General features: G+C 46.6%; 12 protein-coding genes. 8 read left to right on the plus strand and 4 right to left on the minus strand.

What is annotated here, in order from left to right:
- Positions 1-217 precede the first annotated feature (217 nt).
- The 3 genes from NG796_RS18345 to argH all read left to right on the plus strand — a co-directional run bounded on the left by NG796_RS18345 (position 218) and on the right by argH (position 3844).
- Positions 218-1675 carry a PP2C family protein-serine/threonine phosphatase gene (locus NG796_RS18345; RefSeq protein ID WP_261208331.1) on the plus strand — a complete coding sequence of 486 codons (1458 nt, stop codon included), beginning with the start codon at positions 218-220 and terminating at the stop codon, positions 1673-1675.
- A 418-nt stretch (positions 1676-2093) separates the two neighbouring features.
- A complete protein-coding gene (locus NG796_RS18350; protein WP_261208332.1) occupies positions 2094-2348 on the plus strand; it encodes a hypothetical protein in 255 nt (84 codons plus the stop codon).
- A 107-nt stretch (positions 2349-2455) separates the two neighbouring features.
- The gene (gene argH, locus NG796_RS18355; protein ID WP_261208333.1) at positions 2456-3844 is read left to right on the plus strand and encodes an argininosuccinate lyase; all 1389 of its coding nucleotides are present in this window, start codon (positions 2456-2458) and stop codon (positions 3842-3844) included.
- Positions 3845-3920: 76 nt separating this feature from the next.
- On the opposite strand, the gene NG796_RS18360 is transcribed toward argH, so the two are convergent.
- The 4 genes from NG796_RS18360 to NG796_RS18375 all read right to left on the minus strand — a co-directional run bounded on the left by NG796_RS18360 (position 3921) and on the right by NG796_RS18375 (position 9208).
- A complete protein-coding gene (locus NG796_RS18360) occupies positions 3921-4523 on the minus strand; it encodes a hypothetical protein (RefSeq protein ID WP_261208334.1) in 603 nt (200 codons plus the stop codon).
- Between the two features lie 440 nt (positions 4524-4963).
- Positions 4964-5857, minus strand: a complete 894-nt coding sequence (locus NG796_RS18365; RefSeq protein WP_261208335.1) for a HEAT repeat domain-containing protein — start codon at positions 5855-5857, stop codon at positions 4964-4966.
- Between the two features lie 217 nt (positions 5858-6074).
- Positions 6075-8345 (minus strand): tetratricopeptide repeat protein, encoded by a 2271-nt coding sequence (locus NG796_RS18370; protein WP_261208336.1) that lies wholly within the window; start codon positions 8343-8345, stop codon positions 6075-6077.
- Positions 8342-9208 (minus strand): SDR family NAD(P)-dependent oxidoreductase, encoded by an 867-nt coding sequence (locus NG796_RS18375; RefSeq protein WP_261208337.1) that lies wholly within the window; start codon positions 9206-9208, stop codon positions 8342-8344. Before NG796_RS18375 ends, NG796_RS18370 begins: the two co-directional genes overlap by 4 nt.
- 32 nt (positions 9209-9240) lie before the next feature.
- On the opposite strand from NG796_RS18375, the gene NG796_RS18380 reads away from it, so the two are divergent.
- The 5 genes from NG796_RS18380 (at position 9241) to NG796_RS18400 (ending at position 18842) form a co-directional block, all read left to right on the plus strand.
- Entirely contained in the window at positions 9241-10056 is an 816-nt protein-coding gene (locus tag NG796_RS18380; protein ID WP_261208338.1) for a glycosyltransferase family 2 protein, read from the plus strand.
- 161 nt (positions 10057-10217) lie between these two features.
- Positions 10218-12170 (plus strand): adenylate/guanylate cyclase domain-containing protein, encoded by a 1953-nt coding sequence (locus tag NG796_RS18385; protein ID WP_261208340.1) that lies wholly within the window; start codon positions 10218-10220, stop codon positions 12168-12170.
- A 109-nt stretch (positions 12171-12279) separates the two neighbouring features.
- Positions 12280-13125 carry a DUF928 domain-containing protein gene (locus tag NG796_RS18390; protein WP_261208341.1) on the plus strand — a complete coding sequence of 282 codons (846 nt, stop codon included), beginning with the start codon at positions 12280-12282 and terminating at the stop codon, positions 13123-13125.
- Between the two features lie 129 nt (positions 13126-13254).
- Positions 13255-16047 (plus strand): S-layer family protein, encoded by a 2793-nt coding sequence (locus NG796_RS18395; RefSeq protein ID WP_261208342.1) that lies wholly within the window; start codon positions 13255-13257, stop codon positions 16045-16047.
- A 62-nt stretch (positions 16048-16109) separates the two neighbouring features.
- Positions 16110-18842 carry a CHAT domain-containing protein gene (locus NG796_RS18400; RefSeq protein WP_261208343.1) on the plus strand — a complete coding sequence of 911 codons (2733 nt, stop codon included), beginning with the start codon at positions 16110-16112 and terminating at the stop codon, positions 18840-18842.
- Positions 18843-18863 lie beyond the last annotated feature (21 nt).

The following is an 18863-nucleotide window of genomic DNA, read 5'->3' on the forward strand; positions in this document are numbered from 1 at the left end:
ACCTTTTGCCGCGAATATTATCTTGCAACCGAGTTCAAATCCGGTGCATAAGGGTTAATTTAGAAGCGCTTTAACATCCTGAGCCCTTAAACAATCCATAAGGGCGATCGCCAAACCCAATTGGCAGCTATTCTTTAACACCAGATTCTGTGGTGTGGGGTAATTTCTACCCCAAAACAAAAGATATAATCACTCCCGCTGGAGCGAGCTTGACTCAATGACTTCTTTGCCTCTCCCTCGACAGCCCTTTCAGCCAGATGTACCCGACAACGGCAGCGCATCCGCAGACGTCACCCCCGTCTTTGCCCTCAAAGAACTGGTGGCTCGTTTGCATCGGGAACAAAAGAAAGTCCAAGATTTGCTGTCATCCTTGGGATTTGCCCTCCGTAGCTTTAACAATTTAAATCAGTTCTTAGAGTTGATTCCTCTGGTGGCAAGTCGGGTCACCGATGCTGATGGGGGAGCACTGATCCTGTTTAAACCCAATGGTCAAGTGAGGTTACAGCAACTTCACTGCCAAGATGGTCACGAATGTCATGATATTCGGCAGGCATTAGAAAACCTGACTCGTCAAATCATGGATGATTCTAACCTGGCCGCCGCCAGCCTGCCGCCCTCAGCGTTAGATTATCAAGTTAGCCCTTACCTGGGGTCAGACGTGCAGTTATTTGGCACGGCTATTTTAGTTAAAAATACGGAACGCGGTCGCTTGTATGTGTTCAGTCGAGACCCGGACTATACTTGGACTCCGACGCGCCAGAAGTTAGTTCGGTTAGTGGCGGATCAAACGGCGGTGGCGATCGAAAATGACGAGCTGACCGTAGAATTACGGAAAAAAGAACGACTGGACCGAGAGTTAGAAATTGGAGCAGAAATCCAACTGCGACTCCTGCCGCGCCAATGTCCGACGATTAACGGCATTGAATTGGCTGCCTGTTGTGAAACTGCTAGTCGGGTGGGGGGAGACTACTACGATTTTATTCCCACAACCCACGATTTTGCCCAATCTAAAAATCAGGGCGGAAAACCGAACGGACGCTGGAGCATCGTCATTGGCGATGTGATGGGGAAAGGGGTTCCTGCCGGGTTGATTATGACCATGACCCGAGGAATGTTACGCGCAGAGGTTCTTAACGGTCATTCCCCCTCGCGAATTCTTCAGCATTTGAACCGGGTCATGTATGCGGATTTGGAGAATTCTCATCGGTTTGTTACCCTGTTTTATTCCGAATATGACCCTGAAACTCGGATTTTGTCCTATAGCAATGCAGCACATAATCCACCGTTATTGTGGCAGGCATCGACAAGGACGATTCAGCGGTTAGATACCTTGGGGATGTTGATTGGATTAGACCCGGATACCCAGTATCAAGAAGCACAGATTAAGCTAGAGCCTGGAGATACGCTGATTTATTACACGGACGGGTTTACCGATGCCAGTAACCAAGTGGGCGATCGCTTTGATGAGGAAAACCTGACCGCAGCCTTGGAATGGGCTTGTCAACATTATCAAAAACCCCAAGCCATCCTAGAACACCTCTTCGAGCGTGTCGGCCATTTTATCGGCCCCAATACCGAAAATACGGATGATATGACTCTGATTGTCCTGCAAGTCAAGGGGGACGAGGATAGCTCAAAAAATGGGTCTATGGAGGACAATCTAGGCGGGGTTTGAAGTGGGGAGGGACGAATCCCCATGATTAGAAAAATTACTACATTCTAAAAAGCCCCCCAGGAATTAAATATTCATTCCTCTGGCTTCCCCCGATAAATAAACATTGATTCCTCTGGCTTCCCCCTTCTTAAGGGGGACGGGAGGGGGATCTAAGGGCCACGGGAGGCGGATCTAAGGGGCACGGGAGGGGGATCTAAGGGGCACGGGAGGGGGGATCAATCCTTTTTTTTGCAATACATCTATTAAACCTCTTGCAAAAAAAGGATTGATCCCCTGAACCCCCTTTATAAAGCGGGGCTTTTAAAGAATTTTGCAATACATCTATTGAAGAATTGCGATCGGGTCGTTTACAGGGTAAACTTCATCCGGAATACTGCAAATAACACTCTTCATCCCCTCTCGCGGGTGTCAAAAACTCATGACAATCTGTTTTTCTAGCTTTCACGAATTAATTGCTCCATTGGCTATCTCTCCCCACAGCGGAGAAGTCCTCTCCCCGTTGATTGGGGAATCTTTCCGGCAGGCGATCGTTTTGGCGCAACAAGTTAGCGACCCGGATATTATGGGTCGAATTAAAAATGCTTGGGATAACTTTGTTGCAACTGGACAAATTTGGGCCTTAATCATTGGTATGGTTCTGGGTTATCTATTTCGGGGATTCCGAGGCGGTTAAAGTCACGGGTCATTGATCCTGGGTCGGTTCTCAAACGAGAAACAATATCAGGCCGGAAAAGAGCAACAATGTGTTTGTGAGCGAGTTAAGAAGGCGGTTAATTGACCATGACAGAAGAAAAAACCTGGAGTCAACGATTTGAAGGTGCATTGCATCCGGCGATCGCCCGCTTCAATGCGAGTATCGGGTTTGATATTCAACTGATTGAGTATGACTTGACCGGATCAATGGCCCATGCAAAAATGCTAGGCAAAACCGGCATTATTTCTCTGGATGAAGCGGACAAGTTGATTAAGGGACTTGAACAAATTCGTCAAGAATATCGCCAAGGGTTATTTAAACCTGGAATCGATGCGGAAGATGTCCATTTTGCGGTTGAACGTCGCTTGACGGAACTGGTTGGAGATGTGGGGAAAAAACTCCATACGGCGCGATCGCGAAATGATCAAGTTGGGACGGATACCCGACTTTATCTCCGGGACCAAATTCAGCAAATTCAGCAACAAATTCGTGAGTTTCAAAGTGTTTTGCTGGAGTTGGCCGATCGCCATGTGGAAACCTTAATCCCCGGTTATACCCACCTGCAACGGGCGCAACCGATTAGTTTAGCCCATCACCTCTTGGCCTATTTTGAAATGGTCCAACGCGATTGGGAACGGTTAGGAGAGGTTTATCAGCGTGTGGATATTTGCCCGTTAGGGGCCGGTGCTTTAGCGGGGACAACGTTTCCCATTGATCGCCACTTCTCCGCAGAAGAACTCGGGTTTAGCCGCCCCTATAATAACAGTTTAGATGCGGTGAGCGATCGCGATTTTGCGATCGAGTTTCTCTGTGCTTCTAGCCTGATTCTCGTCCATCTGAGTCGCTTATCTGAAGAAGTCATCCTCTGGGCATCGCAAGAATTTAGCTTTATCACCCTAACGGATAGCTGTGCCACAGGTTCCAGCATTATGCCGCAGAAGAAAAACCCGGATGTTCCTGAATTAGTTCGCGGAAAAACAGGCCGTGTTTTTGGGCATTTGCAAGGAATGTTAGTGTTGATGAAAGGCTTACCTTTAGCCTACAATAAAGACCTGCAAGAAGATAAAGAATGTCTCTTTGATGCCGTAAAAACCGTCAAAGCTTGCCTAGAAGCGATGACCATTTTAATGAGTGAAGGCATCACATTCCGGGAAGAACGCCTTGCTGAAGCCGTTGCCGAAGATTTCTCTAATGCCACCGATGTGGCTGACTATTTAGCTGCCAAAGGCGTCCCTTTTCGAGAAGCCTATAATTTGGTCGGAAAAGTCGTTAAAACCTCTCTATCGGCGGGGAAATTGTTAAAAGATTTAACCCTAGAGGAGTGGAAAGCATTGCATCCCGCCTTTGAGACGGATATTTACGCGGCGATCGCACCCAAACAAGTCGTTTCCGCCCGCAATAGCTACGGTGGTACCGGATTTGAACAAGTGAGACAAGCTCTAACTGAGGCTAAGATTCGGTTTAAACAAGTCTAAAACCCTGAAAAGCCCTCACTTTAATTTGAGTGAGGGCTTTTCAGATTGAGCCAGTCTATAGGAGATAAAATAAAAATTAAGACGATAAAGATTTTTCAGACTTCAAATAATGCTGTTGATAGGCTTCGATTACAACATCTTTTCGGCCCTTTTCCTTAAAATAACGAGCGGCATAATCTTTCTGTTTGGCAGTGCCGTTAAATAAGTAATGTTTGATGCGATCTTGTCCTTCCGGAGTCTGTACTGAACTCAGGGATTGGTCAACCAGCTTACCCATTTTACTGCCCTCCACTTGGTCCAAATTTTGCATCATGGTATCAATATGTTCAAGATTAGCGGGAGGTTCAGTTTCTACAACCCGATTGACCAAACTATGATGAGAATTGTAGAACCGTAAAGCGTGTTGCACCCGAGTTTCGGTGCGGTTTTCCAGAATTAAATAAGCGGCATGACGCACCTTACAAGAGCGATCGCGCAACGAATCAATCACTAAATCTAACCCATCAATTCCATACCGTAGCGCTTCCGACAGGGCAGTAATTCGATATTCTACCACCGGAGAAGCTAAACGCATTTTCACTCCATCTAACCCCCCCAAAACCATCGCACCTATTGGGGCCGGGTGTTGTCCCCCCAAAACGGCATCATCAGGTTGAGGTTGATTTCGATTATTTCCCATCAGGCCCTTCGCTCTCAACTCTCTTCGAGTATAGCGAATTTCTAGGGCAAGCATAAAGCAAAAAGCAGAAAGTGCAATTTCCCTAGTGTAACCTCCGGACTTCATACGGAATTGGGTTTTCCAAGGTCTATAAAAACCCGCAGCGTCAAGCCTGGGGCTACAGGGACAAAGCCCGAGAAGCGCGGGCTTAAGAGAAAATGGACTTTTACCAACCGGATTCGGTAGTAGTACACAACAGGTTAGAAACCGGGTTTCTTGACCGAATCTCTGGTCATTTGTACCCAATTAGGGGAAGAAACCCGGTTTCTGGTCCTATCTATCTCCCGCTGTAATGATACGGATTCCGTATGACTACAAACTCACAGAATGACTGAAGTGGTTACTACACAATCAGAGAACAACTTCAGTCGTGATTACAAACCGGGGAACTCCTCATGGAATTACATTAACCGGCGAGTTGGGGTGTCACGGGAGTCACTTTGACTCGGAACGCTTTCGCAGGGATTCGGAGAAAAGTCACAGGGATAGGGATTGACTTGATTCCAATTCGGACCCACTTCCTGGGGATGTTCCCGAACCGGCATGGCTTCACAGATATTAAAATCTGGGGACAAGGGATTTGGCAACATTCGGCAAATTTCCGGGACTTCTTCCTCCCCTTGTGCCACAGGGGAAAGCGTTTCAGTAGTAGGGGAAGAGGGGTTTCCCAAGGCAAAGGCAGCGGAACTTCGGACTTGGGGATTCTCATTAGTCAGGGCCTGGTTAAGGGCGGGGACTGCTGGGGACCCGATGGCGCGCAAGGCAACTGCTGCATTCCACGCAAGTCGCTCATCTGGATCCTGTAAAGCGTTGATTAAGGGGGCGATCGCCGGTTCTGCGGTGGCACCAATTCCCGCTAAGGCAAAGGCAGCACCCCGACGCACTTCTATCTCCGGGTGTTGCAAGGCAGTGGCGAGTTCCTCCACTGCGGGAGTGCCAATTCGTCTAAGTGCCACGGCAGCATCCAGACGCACAGACTCTTGTGAGTCATTTAAGGTAGCAATCAGGTTGGGAATGGCAGATTCCGCAGCAGAACCCATCGAACCCAAGGCAAATGCAGCACCTCCTCGGACTCCTACATCGGTATCCTGCAATGCTGTCATCAGTACGGGAACTGCGGGAGTCCCAATCTGCCGCAATCCTTTGACAACTTCCCGGCGATTGGCTCCTTTTTCGGTTTTGAATTGTTCTAGGTAAGATCCAATTTCCAGATCTACTGTGTTATGGGCATGAACTTGGGCGATCGACAGTACGATCGCTGAAAGGGTCAATAATGCGAGTTTCGGTGCGAACATTTGGTTTCTCTCAAGTGATGAAATAATTTGGGATGCACCAAATTAATTGACTATGGGACGGGAGGGAGAGGGGTTCTGTTTCGGAGATGGGGGAGATGGGGGAGATAGGGAGGATGGGGGAGATAGGGAGGATGGGGGAGATAGGGAGGATGGGGGAGATAGGGAGGATGGGGGAGATAGGGGAGATGGGGGAGAATTTTTGTCCCTTTTTACCTCTTTATCGTTTTTCCTGTACCATCGTCCGATAAAAGTGTTCTAATGCTTTGACTCCGGTGGTATCCTCATATAACCATTGATGGCCCTCGTTTATTTGAGTGGCGATCGCCTCTCTCCACTCCCGATTTAATCCTAAGTTAACGGCTATTTTAATATAATCCTCCAAAGTTCGGGCGATCGTTTCGGTGGCCCCCACTCTTGTCAAGATTCCTGCTGACTGACGCCCCCGCATAAAGGGGCCGAGATGAGTTACGATAGGCAAATTTACTGCTACTGCTTCTAAGGTCGTTAAAAATCCCGTAAACTCAAATGTATCTAACCCGATATCGGCCATTGATAGGAGGTTCCAGTAGTCCCGCTTGCTCTGTCTGGGCAAGATTATACAAAATTCGTGATAATCTAACCCAAACTGACCAAAAGCCACCTCTAGTCGCTGGCAAAATTGCGCGGTAATCTGGGTGCTTTTGTGACCCATAAACACTAGCTTAGCGGTTGTCACTTGTTCACAAATTCTGGGAAATATTATATCATATTGCGGTAAATATTTAAACAAAGATTGGCAGGATAAATACATCACCGCATCACCGGAAATGTCATAATCTTTGCGATTTTTATTCAATTCTGGAATCAGAGGTTTGGGGAAATAAATTCCTAAATTAGGTAACCGAATCAGTTGTTCTGAATAATGAGTCTGAGCATTCTCCGGTTCCATCAAATCACTGGAAATAAAATAATCCTGCGTGGGTAAACCGGAGGTAATCGGATGTCCCCAAGCGACAGCTTGAACCGGGGCCAATCGTAAACTCCCCAGTTGAGTCAGGGGTGCATACATTCCAAGATCCAAAAAGACCAAAATATGCAAATTATCCTGTTGGATTTGCTGACAAACTGCGGGAATATCATCCGGAATAGAATAAAAGTAGTCGCTATTAACTCGAAACCAGTCCGTCAGGCGATCGCGTTGTCGTCCGACATCATAACAATAAACCTCAAACTCCTCGCGGTTCCCATGTTCCAACCACCCAGAAAACACCATTCCCACCGTATGCCATTGCAAACAAGCAGAAATATAGCCGATTCTAATTCGTTCCCCAGACTTCAGGATTGGCATAGGGAACGGTTTGACCCACTGGGGATAATTTGCGGCCATCACCTGATGCACGAATTGTCCATATTTTTGCTGCAATATTAAATCATTTTTACCTTGATATTGGAGATAAAAATTTGTATTAACTGCGGTAGCATTTAATCCCTGTTTTTGATAAAACTCTGTATTTAAAGGGCAGTTTTGAATCAAATTATCTAACTCGGTAATAAATCGGTTTCGATAAAACTCCACCTGCTCTGAGTTTTGATACAAAATGGGAAAAAGCCGAATTTTTTCTAATTTTAGGGATAGGCGATCGGGTAAAACTTCTAACCCCTCATCCGCTACTTGGCGCGCCTCTTCAACTTGACCACAATTCTGTAAAGCTAAAATAAAAGATAAATAAAGTTCGACTGCTTCCGGATGCAGAACAATCCCTTGACGATAAGTCGTAATCGCTTCTTCCCAGCGATTCAACTGTTGATAGCAATCGGCAAGGGCAAGGTAAAAATCAATCTCCCCTTCCTGATTTTTTTGAAACTGCTCATAATGGACAATCGCGGTTTCATACTCTTGTTTCCGGTAGGCAGAAAACCCAAAATAAAGGCTAGAATCTGGATGATTTTTCGCGGCAAAAGCAATCCCTAGGGCGTAAAGAATATCGGGATGACGCGGTTGGAGTTTTAAGGCAGTTTCAAAAACAGATATTGCCTCTTCAATCCGCTGCTGGGCGACGAATAAATGTCCTAAACTCACATAACTTCGCCAATCTGGACTGAGCGCAATTCTTTGCCGATAGGCAGTTTCCGCTTGGTTCAAATCTCCTATTTCTATACTCACATTTCCTAATTCTGAATAGGCATTGAGATAACCCGGTTCAATGAGCAACGCCTGTTGATAGGCAGTCACAGCTTCTGCGAGATAACCCAACTTTGTCAAAACTAACCCCCGAGTATAATGACAAATCGCCTGATTTTCATCACACTCCAGAGACTGTTCTAAGTAATCCAGAGCATCTTCATATCGTCCTTGCTGAGAATACAGCATTCCCAACCCTCGCAATGCTTGGGGTTGAGTCACATCAATCCCTAACACTTGGCAAAACTTTTGTTCCGCCAGGGTCAAAGAACCCGACTCATATAACCTGAAACCATCCGCTAAAAGGATATCCAGTTCAGAACTCACATATCCTCCAGACGAAAGGCGGCAATTTGCCTGCCATCGATATCCGTAAACCCATATTCCACCGCCAAATCCCCCACCGTCAATACAGTTCCTGAGAGTTCTAGCGCATTCGGGTCCGTCGCCAAGGCGGCGATCGCCCGTCCAATATACTCGGTAGACTCAGTTTGTGCTAAATCAACATCCGGCGCATCTAACACGCGTTCTGTGCGCATAAACCCCGGTGCTACTGCCACTGCTGCAATTTTATACGGTTCCAAATCTCGTGCCATCGCCAACGTCATCCGGGCGATCGCGTGTTTTGCCATATCGTAAAACAGGTTACCTAAATACTTATCCCGGTCCCAGGCGATCGTATTTACAATTAATCCTTGCTGCTGAGGTAACATCAACGGGACCGCACAACGACTTGCCACCAAATGCGATCGCACTCCTGCCGTAAACATTCCCTCCCAACGCTGCAAAGATTGCTCCCAAAACGGCGCAAAAAACTCCGTCCCATCCGCCCAAGTTTTACCATCATAACCTTCATAACCTCCCCAGGCATTATTCACCAAAATATCTAAGCGCCCGTCACTTTGTATCCGCCTAACTAACGCCTCTACCTGCTCATCTTGCGTCACATCACAACGCACCGGGATACCCACCCCACCTCGCGCCGTCACCGCTTCTGCCGTCTCGTCAATTGTCCCTGGCAGATGATCCGTCGTTGCCTCCCCTCGCACACTCCGTCCCGTCACATAGACAGTCGCCCCCGCTTCTCCTAAAACCAAGGCAATTCCTCGCCCTGCGCCACGACTTGCCCCCGTTACTACTGCTACTTTACCCCTTAAGGGTTTAGGATTATCCGACAACTTGGCATCCACTTTAAACTCAGCTTATTATATGAATTGACGGATTGATTATAGCGAAATTAGGTAAACTGTGGCAACAAGTGGAAACATCCAGATTTGAAGCAACAGAAACGGAAGGAAACGGGGTAAAAATTTGGGGGTTAATCAGAGCAATGGGTTTAAGGGAAATTGTGCTCTCGGTGATTATTCCTTGTTACAATCAAGGGGAATATCTCCTGGATGCGATCGCCAGTGTCGAGGACTGTTTTAATTCTCACCTTGAACTCATTATCGTCAATGATGGTTCAACCGAACTTTTAACCTTAGAAGTGCTGGATTATTTACAAAACCAGGGATATCAAATCATTCATCAGCTAAATCAAGGGTTAGCAATAGCCCGGAATAAGGGTATAGAAGCAAGCCAAAGTGAGTATATTTTACCCCTAGATGCTGATAATAAAATTAGACCCGCCTATATTGCTAAAGGCATTGACATTTTGGATCGATTTCCTCGCGTTGGAGTCGTTTATGGGGATAAAGAATTATTTGGTGATCGCACCGGAATTTGGCAAGTCCCCAACTTTGACCCAACCCGCTTATTACAGGGCAACTATATCGATGCCTGCGCCATCTTTAGAAAAACCCTCTGGCAAGACTGCGGCGGATATGACCCCAATATTCCCGATAAATTAGGCTTTGAAGACTGGGATTTGTGGCTAAGTGCCCTAGAAAAAGGGTGGGAGTTTTATCATATTCCAGAAGTCTTATTTGATTACCGCGTCCGTGCTAACTCAATGGTCACTCGCTGCCTGATTCCAGAAAACCAAGAAAAATTAATCCGCTATCTGAGAAGCAAACATCAAGTTCTGTATCAAGTCTAAATCAACCCAGAAATGACAAAAAAATTAACGGATAAAATAGGGTTTCTCCGTGAAAATGGGTATCATATGGGGTTAAAAAATCGTCATCTCTAATAACCTGCTAAAGTTAATCCGTAGCTACTATTTTAATCAATTAAGGTTCAACTATGGGGAAACGATGGATGCCGCAATTGCGTGAAGAATGGGGGGCTGTCTTTTTCGGAGCCACCACCATTGCCGGTTTAGTTCTCCTCCTGCGCTTAACCGGCGCATTACAAGGGATGGAATGGGGTGCATTCGATTGGTTTATTCGCAGTCGTCCCCAAGAACCCAAGGATTCCCGAATTGTGATTGTGGGAATCTCTGAAACCGATATTCAAACTATCGGGCAATGGCCGATTCCTGATGGCGTTCTCGCTGATTTAATTATCCGATTAAAAGCCCAACAACCGAGGGCGATCGGTTTAGATATTTATCGGGATTTACCTGTAGAACCTGGGCATAAAAGACTTACAGAAGTATTCGAGAACACTCCAAACTTAATAGGGGTTCAAATGGTCAGTCGAGGCGATAATAATTGGGCGGTTTCACCTCCCAAAATTTTGAAAGAACGCGGCCAAATTGGATTTAATAATTTAATATTAGATTCAGATGGAACAATTCGACGGGGTTTGCTTTTTTTAGAAACTCCCGAAGGTGAAGTCTTGCCGAGTTTGGGACTGAGTTTAGCATTTTTGTATCTTAAGTCCGAAGGCATTCTTCCCCAAAATGCAGAAGAGGTTAATCCGGAATATCTCCAACTCGGAAATGCAGTATTCGTGCGATTACGCTCTAATGATGGCAGCTACGTCCGCAGTAACGACCGAGGGTATCAAATTTTAATGAATCACAAAGATGTGAATAATACGTTTGAAATTGTATCCTTAAGAGATGTGTTAGAAAATAAAATTCCTGATAACTTTGCGCGCGATCGCGTTGTTTTAATTGGGACAATAGCAGCCAGTGTTCCCGATAATTTTCATACCCCTTATGATCATAGTGCCATAACCGATGCATCTAACCGGACCTCTGGGGTAAAAATTCATGCCAACTTAACCAGTCAAATCATTAGTGCTGCCTTAGATAATCGACCCCTGATTAAAGTTTGGCCCAAATCCTTAGAAATTGGATTAATTTTATTAGGGGCTTGGATGGGAGGATTTTTAGCAGGGTTGAAACGATATGCCTGTAGTCTCAATGTTTACTATGCTTTTTCATGGAGCGGAATTAATATTATCATTTTTGCCCTACTATTAACTGGGAGTGCCTATTTAGCCTTTTTAAGAGGATGGTGGGTTCCCCTCGTTCCTCCCATTTTATCTTTAACAGGATCATCGCTTGCCATCACCGCTTATATCGCAAAAATTGAACGAGAAGAAAGACAAACTATAATGCGATTATTTGAACGGCACGTCACCCCAAAAATTGCGGAAGCCATTTGGCGCGATCGCCAAAAAATTCTCAAAGAAGGACAACTAGAAGGACAAGAAGTGATTGCTACTGTTCTGTTTACCGACTTAAAAGGATTTAGCAGTATTGCCGAAGGAATGCCACCTAAACTCTTGATGTCTTGGTTGAATGAATATATGAGTGCAATGGCAAAAGTGGTACTCGACTCCGACGGGGCGATCAATAAATTTATTGGCGATGCAGTCATGGCAGTTTTTGGCATTCCTATCCCGGCGACAACACCAGAAGAAATTGCCCTAGATGCCCAAAAAGCCGTCACTTGTGCGTTAGGAATGGCCGCCGCACTGAAATCCTTAAATCAGCAGTGGGAACAAGGTGGAAAACCCACAGTATCCATGCGGGTAGGAATTGCCACGGGTCCCCTGGTTGTGGGCAGTTTAGGCAGCCATCACCGTCAGGATTATACTATCATTGGCGATACAGTTAATATTGCTGCCCGATTGGAAAGTTATGATAAATCAATTGATGGTGGGATATGCCGAATTTTAATTTCTGAAGAAACTTATCACTTACTTCCTAAACGGTTTTCCACTAAACGGGTTGACCGAGTTTTGCTAAAGGGTCGCCAACAACCTGTTAATATTTATCAAGTTTGCGGAGAGCAAATCAACGCATCTGATTCATGAATTGTAAAGTTTTGTTAAAAAGATAGGCATCTAATAGATTTGTCAGTTATAAAGTGCCTATTATTCAGGCTTGGTTGAAAGGGTTGTCATGTACCAACGAAAGGGCTGTATGATGCATCAGACAAAGTTCTCACTTATCCCAGCAATTTTTCCCGGCTTAATCGCTACTTTAGCAACATTCAGTGTAACGCCTAGCTCACTCCAAACACCCGATGTTCCTAATTCGAGAGCAACCGGGCGCAGTTTAGAGATAGAGGTTGCCCAATATGTACCGCCAAAAGATTTAGGAACACCTCCTACGGTAGGGGGTGGAACTCGTGGGGGACGATGCGAAGCGGACCATGATGAAAATAGGACTGACCCATTCCTGATGGTACTGATGCCGAATCTAAAATCAGAACCTCAAAATTTTGGAACGACTGTATCGGAAACACCAGAATTTATGGTGTATATTCCGCAAACGGTAGCTCGCCAAGCGGAATTTGTCTTAAAAGATGAAGAAGACAATGATATTTACCGCACTACATTTGCAATTTCTGGGGAAGAAGCGATCGCCAGGTTGACCCTGCCCTCCGATGAAATTAAACTAGAATCAGGAATCAATTACTCTTGGTATTTTTCCCTGATTTGTAATCCCCAAGATTTTAGTAAAAATACAGAAACCCACGGATGGACTCAGCGAGTCCAACTCAATCCCAACCTGATGACAACTTTAGAGGCAGCCGACCCCCTCACCCGGTCTCAATTGTATGCAGAAAATGGGATTTGGCATGAAGCGATCGCCATCTTAGCTCAACTCCGTCAGGAACAACCGACGGATCCCATCTTAGCCCAAACCTGGCAAAACCTCTTAGAATCAGCCAATCTACTAGAGATTGCTACCTTGCCTAACGAAGTCCCGATTATTGCGATCGGGCTGGAAAATACATCAACAGAAATTGGAAGCAACCCCTAGAAGTTACAAGAAACCGGGTTTCTGGAAACAGTCTCGGGAAATTCACCCCAATGAACGACTGAAACCCGGTTTCGGGTCTCTTTTGGTCAAACTACACTAAACCACTATCCCATTGATCAATCAGGGTTTATGAACGCGCATCCCCCTATTTCAGCCTTAAAACCGGGTCTAACGTTACAGCGATTCAGCCAAACTTTTGTCTTGTTTTCTAGCAGTTTGCTGTTCAGTTGCTTGAACGGAATTCCTGCAATTCAAGCCCAAATCATCCCCGATGCCACCCTACCCGTAAATTCCACCGTTACCCCCCAGGGAAATATCAACCAGATTAACGGAGGAACCCAAGCGGGAGGGAACCTATTTCACAGTTTCCAAGAATTTTCTATCCCCACCGGCAACGAAGCATTTTTTAACAATAGTCTGGATATTCAAAATATTTTCAGTCGGGTTACCGGCAACTCTATTTCTAATATTGATGGCTTAATCCGTGCCAATGGGTTTGCCAATTTATTTTTACTCAATCCCAATGGTATCGTTTTCGGATCCAACGCCCAATTAAACATCGGTGGCTCATTTCTAGCCTCCACCGCCAATCGGATTAACTTTGCCGACGGGACCGCCTTCAGTACCTTACCCAGTGAAACCCCACCCCTACTCACCGTCAGCGTTTCCATTGGCTTGCAAATGGGAGTCAACCCGGGTAAAATAGTCGTCCAAGGCCCTGGGAATAACATTTTTCAAGACTCAGAATCTAAATTAATTTTCAGAGAAAATCGACCCATTGGGTTAGGAGTACAAGAGCAAACCTTGGCCCTAGTCAGTGCCAATATCGAGGTCAACGGAGGTAACCTCACCTCAAAAGGTGGACGAATTGAACTCGGCAGCGTGGGAGATAACAGCACAGTCAGCCTCAACCCGACAAACAACGGCTGGGACCTTGGATATTCAGAGGTTACAGATTTCCGAGACATTTACCTTAACGCTTCTGCCTCCTTAGATGCCTCGGGAGAAGGAGCCGGTCGAATCCATATCCAATCCCGAAACCTCTCCCTAACCGAAGGGTCAGTCATCATTTCCTTCATCGAAGGAAACCAAGTAGGTCAAGATCTGACAATCCGTACCACTGAGACCATCAAGTTAAGCGGTTTTAGCCTGTTGGATCTGCCCAGTAGCGTCGGAACTGGCGTCAATGTAAGCGGCAGTAATCATGCTGGGAACCTCACTATAGAAACCGCTCAGTTAAACCTCCTCGATGGATCTGGCATTTTTTCTGTTACTGTTGGACAAGGAAATGCAGCAGATATAACCGTGCGGGCTACTGAATGGGTGACCTTGAGCGGCGGCTATCGACAGAGTAGCGGTGTAGGGATTATAGTCTTATATCCAGCCACCGGAGATGCAGGGAACCTGACTCTTGAAACAGCTCAGTTAACCCTTAACGATGGAGCCGTCATCGGATCCTTAGTCTTTGGTCAAGGGAATGCAGGGAATGTGAGTATTCGCGCTTCTAAATCGGTGACTTTGAGTGGGCTAGATGGTAATGGAGGGAGTAGTATTTTACAGACTCAAGTTGGAGAAGACGCCACAGGAAATGCAGGAAACCTGACCCTTGAAACGGCTCAGTTAACCCTCAACGATGGAGCCTACATCGCCTCTGCAAGTTTTGGTCAAGGGAATGCAGGAGATGTGAGTATTCGTGCTACTGAATCGGTGACTTTGAGTGGGCTAGATGGCAATCGATGGGGCAGCAATTTACGGACTGACGTTGGATCAGGAGCTATAGGAGATGCAGGGAACCTCACTCTTGAAACGGCTCAGTTAACCCTCAACGATGGAGCATACATCTCCTCTGCAACCGTAGGACAAGGGAATGCAGGGAATTTGAGTATTCGTGCTACTGAATCGGTGACCTTGAGTGGGCTAGATGGCGGGGGATTAGGTAGCAGTTTCCGGACTGACGTTGGATCAGGAGCTACAGGAGATGCAGGGAACGTTACCCTTGAAACGGCTCAGTTAACCCTCAACGATGGAGCATACATCTCCTCTGAGACATTAGGCAATGGTAACGCTGGAAACGTATCAGTGTTTGCGGATGAAGTTACTCTGCGAGATGGGGTGAGAATCAGCGTGAGTGGAGTTGGGGATTTCTCGCCGGGGGTGTTGCGGGTGAATACCGATCTCCTCTTCCTAGACACTCAATCCTCGATTACTGCTGATACCCAATCCGGCAGTCAAGGTAACATCGAAATTTCGGCCAATTCCTTGCTCATGCGGCGCAATAGCAATATCACCACGAATGCCACAGGTCCGGCAACTGGCGGTAATATTAACATCACCACGGGTGTTCTAGCTGCTTTGGAAAATAGCAATATTAATGCCAATTCTGAACAAGCTCAGGGGGGTACGGTAACGATTGATGCTCAAGCTATCTTTGGGACTGAATTTCGTGAGAATCCAACTTCTAACAGTGATATTACTGCAACCGGGGCGGATTCTTCTCTGAGTGGCACTGTGAGTATCAATACTCCCGAAATTGACCCGACTTCGGGATTAGTCGAGTTACCCACTACTTTAACGGATGTGGCTCAACAGATTGATTCTAGCTGTCGTCCGGGTCAGCAGCAAAGTGAGTTTATTGTCACGGGAAGGGGGGGGTTACCGCCTAATCCGATTGAAGCGGTTAGTGATGAGGCAACTTGGTTGGATTTAAGGCCCGGAATTGCTGGGGTGTTGAGTGGTGCGAATCCTCAAACTTCCTCGGTTGCTGATGCTTTAAATCCTGTTTTATCCTCTCCTACGCCTCCACTGGTGGAAGCTCAAGGATGGGTGGTGAATGCTCAAGGGAAAATGGAACTGGTGGCGCAAGGGTCGGAGGTGGCGTTACAAAATCGGACGGTTCCGCCTTCTGCTTGTCTTGTCAATTAAGCCGGTTTGAGCTTAAGAATCGCAAGGGTTTAGGACTGAATGGGTTAATTTGGAGGGGTGAAATGAAAGGACAAGATAGGGTGCTGAAGCCGATCGCGCATTTGTCTCGGTTTTATCAATTTTTAAAGCAGTCGGCAGTGGTCAAACGGTTGCTGCACTTCGGTTTGGGGGTGGGGATTACGGCTGCGATCGCCACAACTCCACTGCCGTTCAATCCTCTCTCTTTGTTCCCCTTCCCTTCCCATTCCATAGCAGTGGCTCAATCGGTACCGGATGCTCTGTCACTGCTGGAACAAGGTCTCACATTTTTCCAAGCGGAACAGTTTTCCCAAGCGGTGAGGGTTTGGCAAGCAGTGGCAACGGCATTTAAGGGCGCTGGAGAGCCATTTCATGAAGCCCTAGCCCTGAATTATTTATCTCTGGCTTATCAGCAACTCGGTCAATGGCAACCGGCAACGGAGGCTGTCTCTTCTTGTCTGTCTCTCCTGCAACTCTCACAAGGGAAGCGGTTAGATTCTCAGCGCTTGCCAATTTTGGCTCAGGCGTTGAATACTCAAGGTCATCTGTATTACGCTTTGGGACAATCGGACCAGGCTCTCACAACCTGGCAGGAGGCGACGGCTCTTTATGAACAACTGGAGGATCGCGAAGGGGCGATCGGGAGTCAGATTAATGTGGCGCAAGCGATGCAGGCGTTGGGGCTTTACCGCCGATCGCGCCAAACGTTAGGGGAGGTAGAGCGGGCGTTACAAGGTGAACCTAACTCCCTCCTCAAAGCAACGGGTTTACGCAGTTTAGGCAACGCTTTACGGGCGGTTGGAGAGTTAGAACAATCCCGGGAACTGTTACAGCAAAGTTTGACGATCGCCCAAAGTATGCGCCAACCCTCGGCGATCGCCTCCGCCCAGTTTAGTTTAGGGAATACAGCAAGGGCAATGGCTCAAAAAGCCTTAGTTCTCAATGACTCACAAACCGCTGAAGCCGAATGGCAAAACGCCCTCGCTGCCTATCGCCAAGTGGGTGAACTGTCTACAACATCTCCGAGGATTCGATTGCGATCGCAGCTTAACCAGCTTGCCTTACTCATCGATTTAGCACAAGTCTCCGAGGCGGAAGCATTACTGCCGGACATTCAAGTTCAACTGGATGAATTACCCCCCAGTCGCGGTACGGTGTACGATCGCATTCACTTATCTCACAGTTTAATCAAGTTGTTTCTCACTGAATCATCCCCGGACTCTACTTTAAGCGATCGCCACTTGAGAGAAATTGCCACGGGATTAGCGACGGCTGTCCAACAAGCTAAAACCCTCCAGGACCCCCGGGCAGAATCTTACGCCTTGGGCAGTTTGGGGCATTTATACGAACTCGCCGCCCAATCTCAGGAAGCCCAAAAATTGACTCAGCAAGCGTTAATGATCGCACAAGGGATTGATGCCTCGGATATTGCCTATCGGTGGCAGTGGCAAGTCGGGCGATTGATGAAGGAACAAGGGAAGAAACCGGAGGCAGTGGCAGCTTATACCCTGGCGATCGATACCCTCCAGTCTCTCCGCCAAGATTTAGCGTCAATTAATCCAGATAATCCCGATGTGCAGTTTTCGTTTCGGGAAAGTGTCGAACCTGTTTATCGGGAATTGGTGGATTTATTAACTGACCCGAATGAAGCGCCGACTCAAGAGAATTTACGGCAAGCAAGGCAGGCGATCGAATCCCTGCAACTGGCTGAATTGGATAACTTTTTCCAAGAAGCCTGTTTAGATGCCAAACCGATTCAAATTGACGAAATCGATACCACCGCAGCAGTGATTTATCCGATTATTTTACCGGAGAGATTAGCGGTGATTGTCGCATTTCCCGACGCACCCTTACGCCTCTATACCACATTTATACCCCAATCAGAAATAGAAAATAGTCTCAATGAAATTCAACAAAATATCGGACGAAGGGCAGGAAACAATCGGCAAGTTTTGCAAAATTCTCAACAAATTTATGATTGGTTAATTCGCCCTGCGGAAGCGGATCTAAAACAAAGTCAGATCCAAACCCTAGTTTTTGTTTTGGATGGGCAGTTGCGAAATGTACCAATGGCCGCCCTTCATGATGGAACCGAATATCTAATTGAAAATTATAGTCTGGCACTCACCCCTGGACTGCAACTTTTGCCCCCTCAACCTTTAGCTCAGGAGGAAATCCAACTCTTAACCGCTGGGTTATCGGAAGCAAGACAAGGCTTTTCTGCCTTAGAAAATGTGGAGCAAGAATTACAGGCAATTCAGGAGAATTTTACGGCAAAAGTATTATTTAATCAAGAGTTTACCCAACTTAATTTACAAGAAATTATCAATTCATCGCCGGTTTCGGTGGTTCATATTGCCACCCACGGTCAATTTAGTTCCCAAGCAGAACGAACGTTTATTTTAACCTGGGATGGTCGGATTAATGTGAAAGATTTAGATAGCTTACTGCGCCAGAAGGAACAAGAGTTATCTCGTCCGATTGAATTGTTGGTTTTTAGTGCTTGTGAAACGGCATCAGGAGATAGTCGGGCTGCGCTAGGATTAGCAGGGGTGGCGATTCGAGCGGGGGCTAGGAGTACGATCGCCACGTTATGGCAAGTCAGCGATGAATCAACGGCGGCGTTAATGGTACAATTTTATCAGGAATTAGCCCAGGGAGAGGGGCTTACGAAAGCCGAAGCTCTCAGACGCGCTCAGGTGAGTTTGTTACGGGAAGGACGGTATCGCACTCCCTATTTTTGGTCCCCCTATATTTTGGTGGGCAATTGGCGTTAAAGAATGGATGAGGACACAGCG

It is taken from the genome of Laspinema sp. D2d, assembly GCF_025370755.1.
Lineage (GTDB): Bacteria > Cyanobacteriota > Cyanobacteriia > Cyanobacteriales > Laspinemataceae > Laspinema.

Bases quoted from the DNA above. Each gene is read 5' to 3' on its own strand.
- NG796_RS18345 (WP_261208331.1), top strand. From the start codon at position 218: ATGACTTCTTTGCCTCTCCCTCGACAGCCCTTTCAGCCAGATGTACCC.
- NG796_RS18350 (WP_261208332.1), top strand. From the start codon at position 2,094: ATGACAATCTGTTTTTCTAGCTTTCACGAATTAATTGCTCCATTGGCT.
- argH (WP_261208333.1), top strand. From the start codon at position 2,456: ATGACAGAAGAAAAAACCTGGAGTCAACGATTTGAAGGTGCATTGCAT.
- NG796_RS18360 (WP_261208334.1), bottom strand. From the start codon at position 4,523: ATGGGAAATAATCGAAATCAACCTCAACCTGATGATGCCGTTTTGGGG.
- NG796_RS18365 (WP_261208335.1), bottom strand. From the start codon at position 5,857: ATGTTCGCACCGAAACTCGCATTATTGACCCTTTCAGCGATCGTACTG.
- NG796_RS18385 (WP_261208340.1), top strand. From the start codon at position 10,218: ATGCCGCAATTGCGTGAAGAATGGGGGGCTGTCTTTTTCGGAGCCACC.
- NG796_RS18390 (WP_261208341.1), top strand. From the start codon at position 12,280: ATGATGCATCAGACAAAGTTCTCACTTATCCCAGCAATTTTTCCCGGC.
- NG796_RS18395 (WP_261208342.1), top strand. From the start codon at position 13,255: ATGAACGCGCATCCCCCTATTTCAGCCTTAAAACCGGGTCTAACGTTA.
- NG796_RS18400 (WP_261208343.1), top strand. From the start codon at position 16,110: ATGAAAGGACAAGATAGGGTGCTGAAGCCGATCGCGCATTTGTCTCGG.